Raw genomic sequence first — 16076 nt, forward strand, 5'->3', positions numbered from 1 at the left:
GGTAATAGAAGATTTAGACATGAAAGGAATGTCACAAGCACTTAGATTCGGTAAAAGCGTAGCGGATAGTGGATGGGGAATGTTCACTTCTTTCTTACAGTACAAATTAAAAGAACAAGGAAAACAACTGATCAAAATTGACAAATGGTTTCCATCTACTAAAACTTGTTCGTGTTGTGGAAATACCCTACCAATGCCTATGAATGTTAGGATGTATGTTTGTTCTTGAGGACTAAATCTTGATAGAGATTACAATGCTGCGCTAAACATAAAAAAGAAGGCATTCGCATATTAACAAGTGCCGAATGAAAGGATAAACTCTTGGAACAAGAGGGTTAGCTTGGTCCATTTCGTCAGCTGCCAAAAGGGACGATTACCCAAGAAGCCCCCACTTCAAGCAACCCGTAAGGGTGGTTGGTGGGAGTAGTTCACCAACTCATGTTATAATAGATTTTAACATTGATGAAAGAAAGGTATCTTATAATGAAACGTCGTACATTTTTAAAACGAATGATTGGAGGAATCATCTCGATATTCGGTATTGGGAGCGGGACATACTATTACGCTAAAGAAGTTGAGCCAAAGCTGCTTGACATACACCATGTCACCATTCAATCACCGAAAATCCCGGCAAGTTTTGATTCTTATAAAATCTTACAATTTAGTGACACGCATATAGGATTTCACTATTCTATTGATCAGCTTAAAGAACTGGTCTTGGAAATTAACGGATTAAACCCTGACCTTATTGCTTTTACAGGGGATTTAGTTGATCATCCTCAGCAATTCAACTGGAACAGTGAAATTGTATCTACATTAGCAAGCATGAATGCCGCTGATGGGAAGTACTGGATTTACGGCAACCATGATCACGGAGGCTACGGAACAGATATTGTTAAACAAGTATTTGATGAAGCAGGATTTCAATTGTTGAAAAATAGCCATAGACTTCTAAACAGGAATGGTGATAAGATCATGCTAGCTGGCCTTGATGATATTATGCTGGGACAACCTGATATTAGTGCTGCTATTCAATCGGCAGAAGACTATGACTTCACCATATTATTAGTTCACGAACCGGATTTTGCTGATACTGTGAAAGATTACGAGGTTGATGTTCAAATTTCCGGACACAGCCATGGCGGTCAAGTGCAGCTTCCATTTGTAGGTTATATTTATACACCCTACTTAGCAGAAAAGTATGTGGAAGGAAGATACCAGGTTGGCAGCAAACCTCTTCAGCTTTATGTGAGCCGAGGAATTGGTACAACCAGGCTTCCCTACCGTTTTTTTTGCAAACCGGAAATTACGGTATATGAACTGAAGAAAGGATGATTGAAATGAAATCAAAGTTTTTATTTGTAATTCTGATGTGTAGTATTATACTAACTGCATGCGGGACTGGAGCAGATGGTGATAACGCCTCAGGAAGTGACGCTGACAACAATTCAACCAAATACAAAGGTGACTTCGAAATCCAAGTAGAGGATTTTATCTTCACTAACCAGAATGGAGAAGAATTTTCGAAAGAATTGCTTGATGGAAAGTTTTGGGTTGCTAATATGGTTTTTACTAACTGCACCACTGTATGCCCAGCAATGACTGCGAACATGTCACGACTTCAGGATTTGTTAATCCAAGAAGGAATTGATGCAGAGCTTGTCTCTTTTTCGGTAGATCCGGCAAACGACACTCCAGAAAAGTTAAAACAATACGCAGAGGATAGAGGCGCAACATTTGAAAACTGGAATTTGTTAACAGGTTACAGTGATGAAGAAATCAAACAATTTGCCCTCAATTCCTTTAAAGCATTTGTGGAGAACCCTGAAAATAGTGACCAGGTCGTTCACCAGACAACTTTTTATCTTGTAACACCAGATGGGTTTGCTATTAAGGGATACAATGGCTCAAAAGCTGATAACATGAAGAAAATAGTTGAAGATATTAAAACGATGAATTAATGTAGTAGTAGAAGCGGAGGCTTTACGCTTCTGCTTTTTTACTAATCATTTGGGAGGTGGACTTCTTGACAGACAATACACAATTAATTGGACAAGCTTTGTTTATTGTAAACAGGCATGCAAAAACAGCCCCTGACCCTTCTTATCTCTATAAATTGAAGAAAGCAACAATGGAACAGCTCCTGATGGAAAGGAAAGCGGAAAAAGTGGGCTTGCACTTTTCCAACAATCCGAAGCATAGCAGGCAGCATTCTGTAATGTTAGTAAAAGTGGGTAACTATTTCTTCCATATGCCGCCGACAAAAGAGGATATGAAGGGACTGAAACATTTAGGTAAGCTTGACAATAATTATCGTAATCCTATCCCAAACTTATCTCTCTCCAAGGCAAAAAAAATACTGACAGAATATTTAAAATGGACAGAACGCCCTGCTAAAATTAAAAGGAACAGGAATTCTCCTCCTTTGACATCCTCTTATTTGCACCCTGCCTCTATCTCGCCTTTCTATCATAAAAGGAAAAAGTGAGGCTAAATCTGTTTAGTATTTAGCCTCACTTTCCATATCGCCAGTAATCTTCTAGAACATATACAAAGAGAGAAAATAATGATAGCAAAAATATAATACTTTCCGGGAATTTCTGGTACAAGATAACTCATTAACCATATTCCTGTTATACTTACTAATATAAAAGTTAAGAAAGTTCCCCACTCTAATGCTATCATTATTCTAATGAATGGATATACTATATAATACCCTGTTAAAAGACAGCATACAGCAATTATTAACATGATTAGTTCTTTTTGCATTGTAATCATCAAGACGTCCATTAATCTCACAATCTCATTCCAGATTTTGTCCACAATAATATTCCTTCTTTCTCTACATTTTATTTTTATGATAAAATATGTCCGTACTATATAAAGTAATAGCCAAATATGCTCGTTTTTATAATACACAATCGTTTTTCAGGAGGTTAAATTTATGGATCATCTACTGAATGATGCAGTAAAAGCTATTGAAATATCAGGAATTAGAAGATTTTTTAATTTAGTGCAGGGAAAAGAAGATATTCTGTCATTAACTATTGGTCAACCCGATTTTTATACACCGGAGCATGTAAAGAAAAGTGCAAAGCATGCCATTGATATGAATCACACTACGTACACGCATAATGCCGGAATTCTTCCACTGCGGGAAGCTATTTCCACATTCGTCCACAAAAAGTATCAGTTGTCCTATCGGCCAGAAGATGAAATAATCGTAACTGTCGGTGCATCTCAGGCAATTGATATTACTTTGCGAACAATATTAAAAAAAGACGATGAGGTAATTCTTCCGGGACCTGTATATCCAGGTTATGAACCATTAATCAAGTTAGCGGGGGCAAAACCCGTTTTTATTGATACAAGGGAAAATGGTTTTAAACTTACAGCAGATTTAATCAAATCACACCTTTCTCCAAAAACAAAAGCAATCCTTATACCATATCCTTCTAACCCAACAGGTGTTACCTTAAATGAAGGTGAGTTGGAGGAAATTGCTACATTAATTGATCAGAAAGAAATCTTTCTGATCGCGGATGAAATCTACAGTGAATTAGTTTACGATCAGTCGCATTATTCAATCGGCCGTTTTACAAGTATTCGAGACCAAATCATTATTATTAATGGGTTATCCAAATCCCACTCTATGACCGGATTTCGAATCGGATATATTCTGGCTCCGTCATGGTTGGCAAAGCACATATTAAAAGTCCATCAGTATAATGTCTCCTGTGCAAGTTCCATCAGCCAGTATGCTGCATTGGAAGCAATCAAAAATGGAGCTGAGGATCCGGAGGAAATGAAGAAATCATACAAAATGAGAAGAGATTATATTATCAAAAGATGTAAGGAAATGAAATTACATACATATGTTCCTGATGGAGGTTTTTACTTCTTTATCGATATATCACATTTGCAATCTTCTTCCTTTGATATTGCACTCGATATTGTTGAAAAGGCAAAATTAGCCCTTGTCCCTGGAAGTGCATTTTCTCAATATGGTGAAGGGTTTTTACGTTTGTCTTATGCTTATGATTTAACAACACTTCAACAAGGTATGGACAGGTTAGAAAATTACTTTAAAAATATTTTACAGTAAACAGAAAGTGCTGAGCAATTGATGAATTTACCACAATTCACCTTGCTCAGCACTAGTATTTTTTCTGCGATATTCATAATCATTAAGCAACCGATCCAGTTCTTGACTTATATATAAAGACTCTTTACTGGTGATACCCTTAGTCAGAGCAACATCGGCCATTTCCTGACGGAGCTTTTCAATTTTACTCATTAATTCCACTGTATTTCTTGTCATCGTACCGTGTTACCCCCTTTAAAATTGAGACTTGCCCTTCTCTGCTATACTTCCGAGAAACATATAAACATCTGGGATTAACAGTTAATTCATCTAACATTACCCATTTCTATTTTTTTCTAAACATGTATATACAGATAAAGTTGCCGCGAATGTTATTAATTATCCCAAAAAAATAAAAGGATGTAAATAGATGCAGAAAAGCAGACAAAAAAATCTCTTTTTCTCTTATTCTATCATTTAATTCGACAAAGAATTTTAAAAGTATGGTATATTTACTGTAATATGGCTGAAAGAAAAGGATGGAAAATATGCATTATAAAAGAGAAGAAGCTTTTCGCTATACGTTTACTCAACCCGTTAGCGGCCTGGCATTCCACGAAGAATCAGAGGAAATTACAGTTCAAATAATTGATGTTAGTCCATCGGGAATGAAAATAAATTCGATTCATCCTATATCCGAGAATACTGCTATTAATATAAAATATAAATTAATAGAGGAAGAGTTTAAAGTTATTGGTAAAATAGTATGGAGTCTTGATTATGGAGATTATATTCAATGCGGAATCTCCTTAAAACATTCTGAAGAATATCACCACAGAATTATTACGGTATTAAAAGAACTCGCTAAAGTTAAAGGATAAAAGAAAAAACCTCTGTTTTAAGAGGATTTTTCTTTTGCTATGTAATAACCTTTTATACTCGGTCAAAAATACTAAAACCGATAAGTGCCACTAGTAAGATCATTGAAATAATTCCGAACATATTACATTCACTCCTCACTAATTTCTGTTTATGCCTCTATTATACTTCATATTTTTTTGAATACAACTAAGAATTAATCGACGTAGAGAAAGATAATGAATAAATTAAGTTGCAGACTGTCACTTTGTTATTGAATTATTTTCAATTTATGAAATAATTACTATGAATATTGATCCAGAATATTACCATACTTATCAGTAGACGTTGTGGAGGTGATTCACTTAATGAAAAAAACTATAACTATTTTACTCCTCCTCTTTATTACCGGCTGTACAAATGCGGATTCAGAAGATAACCTGACACTGCCGGAAGAGATTACAGGAAGTAATGAAGTAATCGCTAATTCAATTAAAAGTGTTCCCATTGAAGAGGAATCAGTACGGATTGACACTACCATTGACTTTTTTGTTGATAACAAAATTATCACAATAGACACTGAGAAGATACCGATACTTGAAAACTTTCTTAGTACATTTGCTGACAGAGAAGACGGAATTAGCACTATGGCATTAGAAACACTGCACTTAGAAAATTTATATTTGCTCACTTTTAACTGTAATATTGATAATTGCTCTTATATGTTAATTGATCATTCTGCAACTGATCAGTCCAGATTACTGGATGATTTTGTTACACTTAAAAGTTTTTTGCCTTCGCCATCAGGGGATAAACTGCTATTTATATTCGGGAAAAAAGAAGCTGACTATGTTACTGTCTTCAATTTACAGGAGTGGAAACGGGAGAAATACGAACCTTTTTCGCTAAATAATGATAATATACGGCTTTCCAATCCTTTATGGATAAATGAAAGTGAGTTTTCCGTCGAATTATCTTTACCAGAAAGTGAAGACACACAGCAAATACTCTATTCGAAAGATTCTGAAGAAAAATATCAAGATTAAAGAGAGCTTATTCAAACTTAAGCTCTCCTTTTGATTTGATATCTACACGCTCACCGTCCACAAAAAACTGCGTATGTATATAAACAGTATGTGAACCTTTTGGTAAGTTGGAAAACTCCACAGGCTCCTGGGGATGATAATTATTCCCAGGGTTTAAGACCATCGTACGATCACTACCGGTAAAAACGGGATTATCCTTGTTAATGGTAACTGCAGTTAAGGGATTTCTGTGTTTAATTTCCACTTTTTCATCCCCTGTATATTCTAATGACCGAAGCACCTGGAATCCATCATTTACGGCTTCAATTCGGATGTGTATGATATAATCCTCATATTGTTCATTAATTTTTACAGTCTCAGCCAAGTTTGTCTTCATCGATTCTTTAATAAAGGCTGTAACTAACAGGCCAATACAAGCGATCAAAAGAATCGTTACAATTATTTTTTTCCACATTTGACACTCCTCCTCGACCCCTCTTCTTATATGACGATTTAGATTAGTCAAAAGTTTCATAATTCCAAAATTTCTATAAAATTTGTCAAAAATTCTCTATTCGCATTAACCATTTAAAAAATCCCAAATTTTCCACAGTATAATTTAGTCATTTTTTAACATGATATCTTATATAAAGCATTTACATTTGTGCTTCCATTTCACTATCAGAAAGGAACATACCTGATGAATTTAAAAGCATTCTTATTCACCACTATTGTGTTTTTTTCGATATTGACAGGTTGCAATGCAGAGAATAATGAGTCGAATGGAACCTCAACCAGTCAGCCAAAGCAAATATCGACAGAAACCAACTCAACATTTAGTCTTCCAAGTGTAGCACAAGAAGTGATGGATGAACAAGAAAATAAGATGGTTAAGTATAGAGCTGTACAGACAAAGAAAGACCTATTCATAGCCGTCCAATTAACCAGTATAAACCAGATGAACGAACAGGATATTGCTAAAAAAATCCAAAAAAAGATAAAGAAAAAAATGAAAGATAAAGAAGTAAATGTTACTTCTGATACTAAATTTCTTATGGAATTAGAGAAATTACAAAGAAAAGAGAAAATCGATCAGAAGGAAATAGAAAAGAAAGTTAAAGACATGAAAAAGCTTCTAAAAGAACAAACATGATGGAGTTGACAATATGGCTAAAGAAAAAACTAACTATCAGAAATATGAACAAAAGCTGGAACCTAAACGCCCTGTCCTTAAAAATTGTATTAAAGCGTTCATTATTGGCGGTTTAATTTGTGTGTTTGGTCAATTAATTTCTACCATTTATATGTATTTCTTTGATTTTACCGAACAAACAGTCGGTAACCCTACTGTTGCAACATTAATTTTTATTACTATGCTGCTAACTGGCTTTGGTGTTTATGATAAAATAGCGCAGTTTGCCGGAGCAGGAACAGCTGTACCAGTCACCGGTTTTGGAAATGCAGTGATTTCAGCAGCTATAGAGCATCGGACAGAAGGTTTTGTTCAGGGTGTTGGTGGTAATATGTTCAAACTGGCAGGCTCTGTAATTTTATTTGGTGTATTTTCTGCTTTTATCATCGCTTTAATTAAAACGATTTTTTCATATTGGAGTTGATTACATGTTACAGGGAAAAGCTACCTGGACTTTTAAAAATCCGCCGGTTATTGTATCTACAGGAACTGTTGGCGGGCCTTTCGAGGAACAGGGGAACATTGCAGACGATTTTGACTTGTTCTTTTCAGATCAATGGATGGAGGAAAAATCTTTTGAACAAGCTCACAGCCATTTGATCGAGGAAGCAAGTACGATCGCTTTAAAAAAAGCAAATGTATCAAAAGATAAAGTCAATTTCTTTCTTCATGGTGATCTAATTAATCAGATAACCCCTACCAACTTCGCTGCAAGGGAACTAAAGATACCATACTTAGGATTATTTAGTGCATGTGCCACTTCCATGGAAGGATTAGCCATCTCTTCCTTGTTTGTAAGTGAAGGAAATGCAGACTACGCCTTAACTGGAGCAGCGAGTCATAACTCAGCTGCAGAAAGACAATTCCGCTATCCAACAGAATACGGCAGCCAGAAACCTGATACTTCCCAGTGGACAGTGACAGGAGCAGGAATGGCACTTGTAGCAAAGGATGGTGAGGGCCCTCGGGTAACTTCTGCAACAATTGGCAAAGTAATTGATGAAGGAATGACAGATCCCTTTAATATGGGAGGTGCAATGGCTCCAGCTGCTTTTGATACTATTACCCAGCATTTTAATGACCGCAATGTGGATGAAACATATTACGACCTTATTATTACTGGTGACTTAGCAAAATATGGCCGTTTGATCTGCCTGGATTTATTCTCCAAAAATCAACGACCGATTGATGAATCAAAATTTAAGGATTGCGGTTTAATGGTGTACAAAGATGATCAATCAGTTTTCGCCGGTGCAAGCGGACCTGCCTGTTCAGCTATCGTAACATATGGGCATCTTCTAAAGAAATTAATGAAAAATGAATATCAGCGAATTTTAGTTGTCGCAACAGGTGCTTTACTTTCTCCGTTAACTGTTCAGCAAAAGCAATCTATACCATGTATTGCTCATGCTGTATCAATTGAAAATTTATCATAAGCCGGAGGTGCTTTGGATGGTATTTTTATGGTCATTTATTGTAGGCGGGATTATTTGTGTAATTGGTCAATTGATCTTAGATGTTGCTAAATTAACCCCAGGACATACTTTGAGTATCCTTGTAGTTATTGGGGCAATATTGAATGGATTCGGCTTATATGAGCCACTTATTGACTTTGCTGGCGCAGGGGCAACTGTTCCGATTACGAGTTTTGGAAATTCACTCGTGCATGGTGCTTTAGAAGAAGCTGAAAAACACGGATTAATTGGAGTTATTACGGGAATGTTTGAAGTAACAAGTTCAGGTATCTCGTCTGCTATTATTTTCGGTATGATTGGTGCCCTGATCTTTAAACCAAAAGGCTAACCGCCAAATTAAAGGCGGTTAGTTATAAGTTAAAAAGATACTGCAACTTTACCAAGTTGATTTTGCTTTCCTAAATAGTCAAATGCCTTGTCAATGTTAGAAAAGGCAAATTGCTTATCAATTACCGGCTTTATATCATGCTGTTCCACAAAAGATAACAATTCATGTAACTCCTCCCTGCTCCCCATCGTTGAACCGGTCATTCTGTATTGTCCATAAAAGAATTTGCGTAAGTCAAATGTTATTTCATCATTAGTTGACGAGCCATACGTAACAATTCTTCCGCCTTTTTTTAATACTTCTAATGAACGGTTAAATGTTTTCCCGCCAATGCTCTCGATAACTAAGTCGACTGTTTCGTCTCCCAGTTTCTCCACCCAGTTATCTTCAGTTAAAATTCCTACGTCATATCCTAATTTCTCTTGTGCCTGTTTCAGTTTTTGCTTGTCCCGTGAAGTAGTGATAACTTTTGCACCAATTTCCTTCGCTAATAAAATGATAAAAGAGTTTACTCCACCACCTGCTCCAGGGATAAATAATGTGTCACTTTCTTTTATTTTGCCCTGTGTAAATAAAGCTCTGTAACCAGTTAAACCAGATAAAGTGAATACACCTGCCTCGCTCCAGGAGAAATGGGAAGGTTTTTTTTCAACGAAATCTTCTGAAATGACCATTTTCTCTGCAAAAGTTCCCGGATACGGCACCCCTGCAATTTCAAAGTTCTCAGGTGGTGCTTCACTTTTTTCATACCAATTTAAACCTGGATTAATGATAACTTCATCCCCTACAGCAAATCGGCTGCAGTCGACCCCTGCTTCCACCACTACTCCCGCACCATCCGAACCTAAAATGTACGGCGTCTCTGTTGTACCAACACGTTGTTTGATCATAAGATCACGGTGATTTAAACCAGCCGTTTTCAGCTGTACTTTCACTTCATTCCCTTCCACAGAAGGTTCCTCTACTTCCTTCATTTTGTATTCACCGTTTTGAACCACATATGCCTTCATTCATATCATCCTTTCTTATGTAACGGTTGATTTTTATTAATACTCTCCTTAAGAAGGTTTTGCATATCACCTATCCCCTTTGTCCCTAGAAGAGGAAATTCAACCAACTTAGCATGATCAAATACCTTCTCCATCGTTTTCTGGTATTTTTTTCCTGTTAAAATAATGATATGGTCGTATTGATCCAGTTTCTTTTCTTGCAACTGATATTTAAGCTGATTGACTGTTACTACTTCCGGATTGTTTGGTTGAAATGTTAGATCATAATTTTCCTGAACGAGGTCACTTGGGAGAAGGAAACCGTGTTTAGCAGATATGGTGACCCATTCCTTGATAAATTTCTTTGCATATCCCAGCGTAAGCTGTCGCAGTACACCAATATATGCTTCTTCCGCTCGTACTGCTCCTTTATCAGGATATTTATCCCATATTTTTCTTTTTCCACAGGGGATCACACAAAGCTTTTCCAAATTATCAGCCCTTTAAATTAAAATTTACAAATATATTGTAACTAAAAACGATAGAGAAATGAAATATTAGCATCCCACCCCCTAAAAAGTACGACATTTTTTTTGCTTTTTGAAATCCAATAAAAATAATCATGTAATCGCTTACTGTTATAGAGACTTTTTTGAAATGTCAGAAAATTATTAAAAAACGGTTGACCATTTGTGAAATTGGTTGTATTATTGTCGTCAATCAGATATTTTCTTTTTATATTTTTTACTTGGAAGATATGGACAGAATGAAATCTTTCGTATAGTATAAACTATAGCGACAAACATATAGAATCGATAAAAACGAAGACGGGAACAAAGGATTAGGATTATGTATTAATAGAGAGCCGAGGATGCTGGAAACTTGGTAATACACCTTATTCTGAATACTCATCCCTGAGTGTTGTACTGAACAGAGTCTCTTAGTAGGTACAGCCAGGTGTCCATCACCTGTTACCAAAACTGAAGCTGCTATTTTAAAATGGTTAGCTTCATAAGGCAGTATTTGTAAGAATATTGCGAATCAGGGTGGTACCGTGAAAAGAAAGGCCTTTTCTCCCTTGTTGATAGCTCTTAACTTTTGTGAGCGATGAACAAGATAGAAATGGCCTTTTTTCATACAGTGAAAGATGGAGTCACAATCAACGAATCCATTATTAAATTTTCGATAAATTTTATTTATAGGAGGGATTAAAGTGGAAAGAACACAAAAGCAAGCAGAAGAAACAGCAATGAAAAAAGAACCAAAGACAGGTGCTGACTTGCTAGTCGAATCGTTGATTAATGAAGGTGTAGAAACACTATTTGGTTATCCAGGTGGTGCTGCCCTGCCAATCTTCGATGCACTATATAAAGCACAGGAATCTTTTACACAAATTTTAGCGCGACACGAACAAGGCTCAATCCATGCTGCAGAGGGCTATGCCCGGGTTTCTGGTAAGCCTGGTGTAGTAATTGCCACCTCTGGACCTGGTGCTACAAATTTGGTTACGGGTATTGCAGATGCAATGATTGACTCACTCCCATTAGTAGTCATTACTGGCCAGGTAGCACAGGGGATTATTGGTACAGATGCATTCCAGGAAGTTGATGTAATGGGTGTTACCACACCTATTACTAAACATAATTATCAGGTACGTAATGTGAAAGACTTACCAAGAATTGTAAAAGAGGCTTTCCACATTGCTACAACCGGACGTCCTGGCCCTGTATTAATTGATATGCCGAAAGATATTTCAGCTGAAGTCATTGAGGAAAGCTTTCAGTCAAATGTAGAACTGGATTTACCTGGCTATCAGCCGACAACAAAACCAAACCCTTTACAAATCAAAAAGTTAGCAGAAGCAATTGGAAATGCAAAAAAACCAATAATTTTAACTGGGGCTGGAATTTTATTTGCTAAAGCTTCCGAAGAAATTAAGGAATTTGCTGAAAAATATACCTTGCCTGTTGCTTCAACATTACTGGGCTTAGGTGCATTTCCCGGAGAACATCCACTGTTCCTCGGTATGGCAGGTATGCATGGGACATATGCAGCAAATACCGCACTTTATGAGTGTGACTTACTGATAAACATTGGCGCAAGATTTGATGACAGGTTAACAGGAAATCTGGCATCTTTTGCCCCAAACGCTACAGTTGCACATGTCGATATTGATCCAGCAGAGATTGGCAAGAATGTCCCAACAGATATTCCGATTGTTGGGGATGCAAAAGAGGCTTTGAAAAAATTATTACAAAGCGATATTTCGCAACCTGCTCATGATGATTGGTTAGTTAGAATCCATGAAAACATGAAGGAATTCCCATTATGGTTTAATAACCCAAACACTGAGATGATTGGACAATGGGTAATCCAGAAAGTTCATGAGAAGACAGAAGGTAAAGCGATTGTCACAACAGATGTTGGGCAACACCAGATGTGGGCAGCTCAATTTTATAAGTTTAATACACCTGATCGTTGGGTATCTTCTGGTGGACTCGGAACAATGGGATTTGGCTTTCCTGCTGCAATTGGTGCCCAGCTTGCTAAACCAGACGATACGGTCGTATCCATTGTAGGAGATGGCGGTTTCCAAATGACACTACAAGAACTGTCGATTCTTCAGGAACGCGGATTGCCTGTTAAAGTAATCATTGTAAATAACCAGGCATTAGGAATGGTTAGACAGTGGCAGGAAGCATTCTATTCAGAAAGATACTCACAGTCAATCTTCAGCATTCAGCCAGATTTCGTTAAACTAGCTGAATCATATGGAATTAAAGGTCTTAAGGTTGATACACAAGAAGACTTTATAAAAGCATTGCCTGAAATCTTCGATTATGAAGGTCCAGTAGTTGTTGATGCACGTGTTATTCAACAGGAAAATGTTTTTCCGATGATCGCTCCAGGTAAAGGGTTAAATGAAATGATTGGGGTGAAACCATGAAACGAATCATAACAGCAACCGTTAGAAATCGCAGTGGTGTTTTAAATCGCGTTACAAGTCTGCTCCAACGTCGACAATTTAATATTGAGAGTATTTCCGTTGGGAGAACAGAAACAGAAGGTATGTCAAAAATGACCTTTGTGGTAGACGTTGAAGATTTTCAAAAATTAGAACAGGTTACAAAACAATTAAACAAACAGATTGACGTCATTAAAGTTTCAGATATTTCTGATAAAGCAATTGTAGCCCGCGAGCTTGCACTGATTAAGATTGTCAGCAACAGCCAGCTTCGTGGTGAAATACAAGGTATTATTGATCCATTCCGTGCTTCCATCATTGATGTTAGTAAAGACAGTTTATCCATTCAAGTAACAGGTAAGCCGGAAAAAATCGAAGCATTAATCGAGTTGTTAAAACCATATGGTATTAAAGAACTGGCAAGAACCGGCGTGACTGCATTAGTTCGCGGACAGCAGCCAGTGAACAATGACAGCAGCTCTATTCTAGGGTAATTTCCAACATATATAATAGAAATGCTTACAAGTTAGGCCTTTCTACTACTATAAAATAAATAATAAATTTAAATCATTGAGAGGATGTAATTTTCATGACAAAAGTACTTTATAACAACAACATTAACGAAGAGGTTTTACAATCAAAAAAAATCGCTATTATTGGATATGGTTCTCAAGGTCATGCCCATGCTTTAAACCTTAAAGAAAGTGGATTTAACGTAGTTGTCGGCCTTCGTAAGGGACGTTCATGGGATAAAGCAGTAGAAGATGGTGTAGAAGTAAAAACAGTAGCAGAAGCTTCTAAAGAAGCAGACGTTATTATGATCCTGCTTCCAGACGAATATCAACCTGCAATTTATAAAGAAGCTATTGAACCAAATTTAGAAGCAGGAAATGCTTTAGTATTTGCTCATGGTTTTAATATCCACTTTAACCAGATCGTACCACCTGCTGATGTAGATGTATTCTTAGTAGCTCCAAAAGGACCTGGTCACCTTGTACGTAGAACATATCAAGAAGGTGCTGGTGTACCTGGTCTTTACGGTATCTTCCAGGATGCTACAGGCAAAGCAAAAGACATCGCTCTTGCATACGCTAAAGGAATTGGAGCAGGTCGTGCTGGTATCTTAGAAACTACATTCCAGGAAGAAACGGAAACTGATCTATTCGGTGAGCAAGCTGTACTGTGCGGTGGTGCCTCTGCCCTTGTAAAAGCTGGTTTTGAAACATTAGTTGAAGCTGGATACCAGCCAGAAGTTGCATACTTTGAGTGTCTTCACGAATTAAAATTAATCGTTGACTTAATGTATGAAGGCGGACTTGAAAACATGCGCCACTCTATCTCAGATACTGCTGAATGGGGAGACTTCATGTCAGGACCGCGTGTTGTTGATGAAAGCACAAAAGCACGTATGAAAGATGTACTTACTGATATTCAAACAGGTAAATTTGCTCAAGGCTGGATTCTTGAAAACCAGGCAAACCGTCCACGCTACACTGCAATTAAACGTGCAGAAAGTGAACATCAAATTGAAAAGGTAGGGAAAGAGCTTCGTGAATTAATGCCATTTGTAAAGCAAAAGGCGATTAATAAGAAGGAAGTGGTCTCTAATGACTCAAATTAAGATTTTTGATACCACACTTAGAGATGGTGAACAATCACCTGGTGTGAATCTGAATCAATTGGAAAAATTAGAACTAGCTAAACAATTAGAACGCTTTGGGGTTGATATTATGGAAGCAGGATTTCCTGCTTCCTCCCAAGGTGACTTTGACGCAGTAAAGAAGATTGCTGAAACTGTTAAAAATGTGCAAGTTGCTGGACTTGCCCGCGCAGTAAAATCAGATATTGATGCCTGTCGGGATGCTCTCAAAAATGCTGAGAATCCGAGATTGCATGTATTCATCGCAACCTCCCCTATTCATATGGAATATAAGTTAAAGAAAACACCGGATGAAGTGATCGAAACAGCTGTAGAAATGGTGAAGTATGGCAAACAATTCTTTGATAATATCGAATGGTCGGCGGAAGATGCCTCACGTACAGATCTTGACTTTCTTGCTAAAATTATTGAAAAAGTTATAGACGCAGGGGCAACTGTTATCAATTTACCTGATACTGTTGGGTATACGATGCCTCGGGAATATGGTGCTATGTTCCGCTACATTAAAGAAAATGTTCCAAATATCGACAAAGTAGACCTGTCTTGTCATTGTCATGATGATCTAGGGATGGCATTAGCTAATTCTTTTGCCGCTGTAGAAAATGGTGCTACACAAGTGGAAGGTACAATTAACGGAATTGGAGAACGTGCCGGGAATGCATCGTTAGAAGAATTCAGTGTCGCTTTGAATATCCGGAACGATTATTATCCTTATCATACAAACGTTGTCTTAAAAGAAATTAAACGCACAAGTGATATGGTGAGTAAATTCACGGGTATGACAGTTCCAGGGAATAAAGCAGTGGTCGGACGGAATGCTTTTGCACACGAATCAGGTATTCACCAGGACGGTGTATTAAAGAATGCCCAAACTTACGAAATTATCACACCAGAATTAGTTGGGGTTCAATCGAATAACTTAGTATTGGGTAAACATTCCGGGAGACATGCATTTACAGATAAAATCAGTCAATTAGGATTTTCGCTTACAGACGATAAGGTTAAAGAAGCATTTAAAGCGTTTAAATCTCTGACAGATCGAAAAAAAGAAGTAACAGATGATGACCTATTTGCTATTCTTACAGATATACAGACAGACACATCTAATGTTAAACGATACACTTTAGAGGATTTTAAAGTCCAATATGGCTCTTCTGATAAACCGAGTGCCACTGTCAGATTAAAAACACCAAATGATGAACAGATTGAAGATACCGGTACAGGGCAAGGCAGTGTGGAAGCATTATATAATACATTAGATCAAATCATTCATGAAGACACCCACTTAACAGATTTTCAATTAAACTCTATTGGCCAAGGGCGTGATGCACTAGCAGAAGTCCACGTAAGCTTAACGGTTGATGGTTTATCTGTTAGTGGACGCGGGTCCGCACAGGATGTCTTGGAAGCTGCCGTTCAAGCCTATCTTAATGGCGTAAATCGAGCAATTTACCACCAGAAATCAGAATAGACTGTTGGAAAATGTTAAGGAGGTTCAAC

General features: G+C 37.2%; 19 protein-coding genes and 1 pseudogene. 15 read left to right on the forward strand and 5 right to left on the reverse strand.

Translation table 11 applies throughout. The features are described 5' to 3' along the window. From BMW36_RS13515 to BMW36_RS13530, 4 genes and pseudogenes are all read left to right on the forward strand, one after another. Nucleotides 1-226, forward strand: a pseudogene (locus BMW36_RS13515) (zinc ribbon domain-containing protein); the annotation flags it as partial. Nucleotides 227-483: 257 nt separating this feature from the next. After that, nucleotides 484-1335 carry a metallophosphoesterase gene (locus BMW36_RS13520; RefSeq protein ID WP_089741993.1) on the forward strand — a complete coding sequence of 284 codons (852 nt, stop codon included), beginning with the start codon at nt 484-486 and terminating at the stop codon, nt 1333-1335. Nucleotides 1336-1340: 5 nt separating this feature from the next. Beyond that, complete coding sequence (locus BMW36_RS13525) at nt 1341-1961, forward strand: SCO family protein (RefSeq protein ID WP_175480471.1); 621 nt, start codon at nt 1341-1343, stop codon at nt 1959-1961. A gap of 65 nt (nt 1962-2026) precedes the next feature. Then, nucleotides 2027-2488 (forward strand): YkyB family protein, encoded by a 462-nt coding sequence (locus tag BMW36_RS13530; RefSeq protein WP_245711685.1) that lies wholly within the window; start codon nt 2027-2029, stop codon nt 2486-2488. A gap of 2 nt (nt 2489-2490) precedes the next feature. On the opposite strand, the gene BMW36_RS13535 is transcribed toward BMW36_RS13530, so the two are convergent. Beyond that, nucleotides 2491-2823 (reverse strand): hypothetical protein, encoded by a 333-nt coding sequence (locus tag BMW36_RS13535; protein WP_089741996.1) that lies wholly within the window; start codon nt 2821-2823, stop codon nt 2491-2493. Between the two features lie 121 nt (nt 2824-2944). Here BMW36_RS13535 and BMW36_RS13540 point away from each other — a divergent pair, with 121 nt between their 5' ends. Then, the gene (locus BMW36_RS13540; RefSeq protein ID WP_089741998.1) at nt 2945-4105 is read left to right on the forward strand and encodes an aminotransferase A; all 1161 of its coding nucleotides are present in this window, start codon (nt 2945-2947) and stop codon (nt 4103-4105) included. Nucleotides 4106-4132: 27 nt separating this feature from the next. On the opposite strand, the gene BMW36_RS13545 is transcribed toward BMW36_RS13540, so the two are convergent. Beyond that, nucleotides 4133-4321: an aspartyl-phosphate phosphatase Spo0E family protein gene (locus BMW36_RS13545; RefSeq protein WP_089742000.1), complete on the reverse strand. Its 189-nt coding sequence runs from the start codon at nt 4319-4321 to the stop codon at nt 4133-4135. 311 nt (nt 4322-4632) lie between these two features. On the opposite strand from BMW36_RS13545, the gene BMW36_RS13550 reads away from it, so the two are divergent. Together BMW36_RS13550 and BMW36_RS13555 are read left to right on the forward strand one after the other, a co-directional pair. Further along, complete coding sequence (locus tag BMW36_RS13550) at nt 4633-4965, forward strand: PilZ domain-containing protein (protein ID WP_175480473.1); 333 nt, start codon at nt 4633-4635, stop codon at nt 4963-4965. A gap of 345 nt (nt 4966-5310) precedes the next feature. Further along, entirely contained in the window at nt 5311-5988 is a 678-nt protein-coding gene (locus tag BMW36_RS13555; RefSeq protein WP_089742004.1) for a hypothetical protein, read from the forward strand. A 7-nt stretch (nt 5989-5995) separates the two neighbouring features. On the opposite strand, the gene BMW36_RS13560 is transcribed toward BMW36_RS13555, so the two are convergent. Beyond that, entirely contained in the window at nt 5996-6442 is a 447-nt protein-coding gene (locus tag BMW36_RS13560; protein ID WP_089742006.1) for a hypothetical protein, read from the reverse strand. Nucleotides 6443-6667: 225 nt separating this feature from the next. Here BMW36_RS13560 and BMW36_RS13565 point away from each other — a divergent pair, with 225 nt between their 5' ends. From BMW36_RS13565 to spoVAE, 4 genes are read left to right on the forward strand one after another with little or no spacing between them, the layout of a single operon-like run. After that, on the forward strand, nt 6668-7120 hold the full coding sequence (locus BMW36_RS13565; RefSeq protein ID WP_089742008.1) for a hypothetical protein: 453 nt from the start codon (nt 6668-6670) through the stop codon (nt 7118-7120). Nucleotides 7121-7133: 13 nt separating this feature from the next. Beyond that, nucleotides 7134-7583: a stage V sporulation protein AC gene (spoVAC, locus tag BMW36_RS13570; RefSeq protein WP_089742010.1), complete on the forward strand. Its 450-nt coding sequence runs from the start codon at nt 7134-7136 to the stop codon at nt 7581-7583. Nucleotides 7584-7587: 4 nt separating this feature from the next. Then, nucleotides 7588-8595: a stage V sporulation protein AD gene (spoVAD, locus tag BMW36_RS13575; protein WP_089742012.1), complete on the forward strand. Its 1008-nt coding sequence runs from the start codon at nt 7588-7590 to the stop codon at nt 8593-8595. 16 nt (nt 8596-8611) lie between these two features. After that, nucleotides 8612-8962 carry a stage V sporulation protein AE gene (gene spoVAE, locus BMW36_RS13580; protein ID WP_089742014.1) on the forward strand — a complete coding sequence of 117 codons (351 nt, stop codon included), beginning with the start codon at nt 8612-8614 and terminating at the stop codon, nt 8960-8962. A gap of 29 nt (nt 8963-8991) precedes the next feature. Here the strand turns inward: spoVAE and BMW36_RS13585 are convergent, their stop codons facing one another. Both BMW36_RS13585 and BMW36_RS13590 read right to left on the reverse strand, forming a co-directional pair. Beyond that, nucleotides 8992-9972, reverse strand: coding sequence for a zinc-binding dehydrogenase (locus BMW36_RS13585; protein WP_089742016.1), 981 nt, complete (start codon nt 9970-9972; stop codon nt 8992-8994). Nucleotides 9973-9977: 5 nt separating this feature from the next. Further along, nucleotides 9978-10442, reverse strand: coding sequence for a DUF6884 domain-containing protein (locus tag BMW36_RS13590; RefSeq protein ID WP_089742018.1), 465 nt, complete (start codon nt 10440-10442; stop codon nt 9978-9980). A 758-nt stretch (nt 10443-11200) separates the two neighbouring features. Between BMW36_RS13590 and ilvB the strand changes: the two genes are divergently transcribed. The 4 genes from ilvB to BMW36_RS13610 all read left to right on the forward strand — a co-directional run bounded on the left by ilvB (nt 11201) and on the right by BMW36_RS13610 (nt 16047). Continuing rightward, nucleotides 11201-12898 (forward strand): biosynthetic-type acetolactate synthase large subunit, encoded by a 1698-nt coding sequence (gene ilvB / locus BMW36_RS13595; RefSeq protein ID WP_089742146.1) that lies wholly within the window; start codon nt 11201-11203, stop codon nt 12896-12898. Next, the gene (gene ilvN / locus BMW36_RS13600; RefSeq protein WP_089742020.1) at nt 12895-13410 is read left to right on the forward strand and encodes an acetolactate synthase small subunit; all 516 of its coding nucleotides are present in this window, start codon (nt 12895-12897) and stop codon (nt 13408-13410) included. The genes ilvB and ilvN overlap by 4 nt, the downstream gene beginning before the upstream one ends. Nucleotides 13411-13505: 95 nt before the next feature. Beyond that, a complete protein-coding gene (ilvC, locus tag BMW36_RS13605; protein ID WP_089742023.1) occupies nt 13506-14537 on the forward strand; it encodes a ketol-acid reductoisomerase in 1032 nt (343 codons plus the stop codon). Beyond that, nucleotides 14524-16047, forward strand: coding sequence for a 2-isopropylmalate synthase (locus tag BMW36_RS13610; RefSeq protein ID WP_089742025.1), 1524 nt, complete (start codon nt 14524-14526; stop codon nt 16045-16047). Before ilvC ends, BMW36_RS13610 begins: the two co-directional genes overlap by 14 nt. Nucleotides 16048-16076: the final 29 nt, after the last annotated feature.

This window comes from Gracilibacillus ureilyticus, from assembly GCF_900111195.1.
In the GTDB taxonomy this organism is placed as follows: Bacteria; Bacillota; Bacilli; order Bacillales; family Amphibacillaceae; genus Gracilibacillus; species Gracilibacillus ureilyticus.

Coding starts and splice junctions, on each gene's coding strand:
- BMW36_RS13520 (WP_089741993.1), top strand. CDS start 484: ATGAAACGTCGTACATTTTTAAAACGAATGATTGGAGGAATCATCTCG.
- BMW36_RS13525 (WP_175480471.1), top strand. CDS start 1,341: ATGAAATCAAAGTTTTTATTTGTAATTCTGATGTGTAGTATTATACTA.
- BMW36_RS13540 (WP_089741998.1), top strand. CDS start 2,945: ATGGATCATCTACTGAATGATGCAGTAAAAGCTATTGAAATATCAGGA.
- BMW36_RS13545 (WP_089742000.1), bottom strand. CDS start 4,321: ATGACAAGAAATACAGTGGAATTAATGAGTAAAATTGAAAAGCTCCGT.
- BMW36_RS13550 (WP_175480473.1), top strand. CDS start 4,633: ATGCATTATAAAAGAGAAGAAGCTTTTCGCTATACGTTTACTCAACCC.
- BMW36_RS13555 (WP_089742004.1), top strand. CDS start 5,311: ATGAAAAAAACTATAACTATTTTACTCCTCCTCTTTATTACCGGCTGT.
- BMW36_RS13560 (WP_089742006.1), bottom strand. CDS start 6,442: ATGTGGAAAAAAATAATTGTAACGATTCTTTTGATCGCTTGTATTGGC.
- BMW36_RS13565 (WP_089742008.1), top strand. CDS start 6,668: ATGAATTTAAAAGCATTCTTATTCACCACTATTGTGTTTTTTTCGATA.
- spoVAC (WP_089742010.1), top strand. CDS start 7,134: ATGGCTAAAGAAAAAACTAACTATCAGAAATATGAACAAAAGCTGGAA.
- spoVAD (WP_089742012.1), top strand. CDS start 7,588: ATGTTACAGGGAAAAGCTACCTGGACTTTTAAAAATCCGCCGGTTATT.
- spoVAE (WP_089742014.1), top strand. CDS start 8,612: ATGGTATTTTTATGGTCATTTATTGTAGGCGGGATTATTTGTGTAATT.
- BMW36_RS13585 (WP_089742016.1), bottom strand. CDS start 9,972: ATGAAGGCATATGTGGTTCAAAACGGTGAATACAAAATGAAGGAAGTA.
- ilvB (WP_089742146.1), top strand. CDS start 11,201: ATGAAAAAAGAACCAAAGACAGGTGCTGACTTGCTAGTCGAATCGTTG.
- ilvN (WP_089742020.1), top strand. CDS start 12,895: ATGAAACGAATCATAACAGCAACCGTTAGAAATCGCAGTGGTGTTTTA.
- ilvC (WP_089742023.1), top strand. CDS start 13,506: ATGACAAAAGTACTTTATAACAACAACATTAACGAAGAGGTTTTACAA.
- BMW36_RS13610 (WP_089742025.1), top strand. CDS start 14,524: ATGACTCAAATTAAGATTTTTGATACCACACTTAGAGATGGTGAACAA.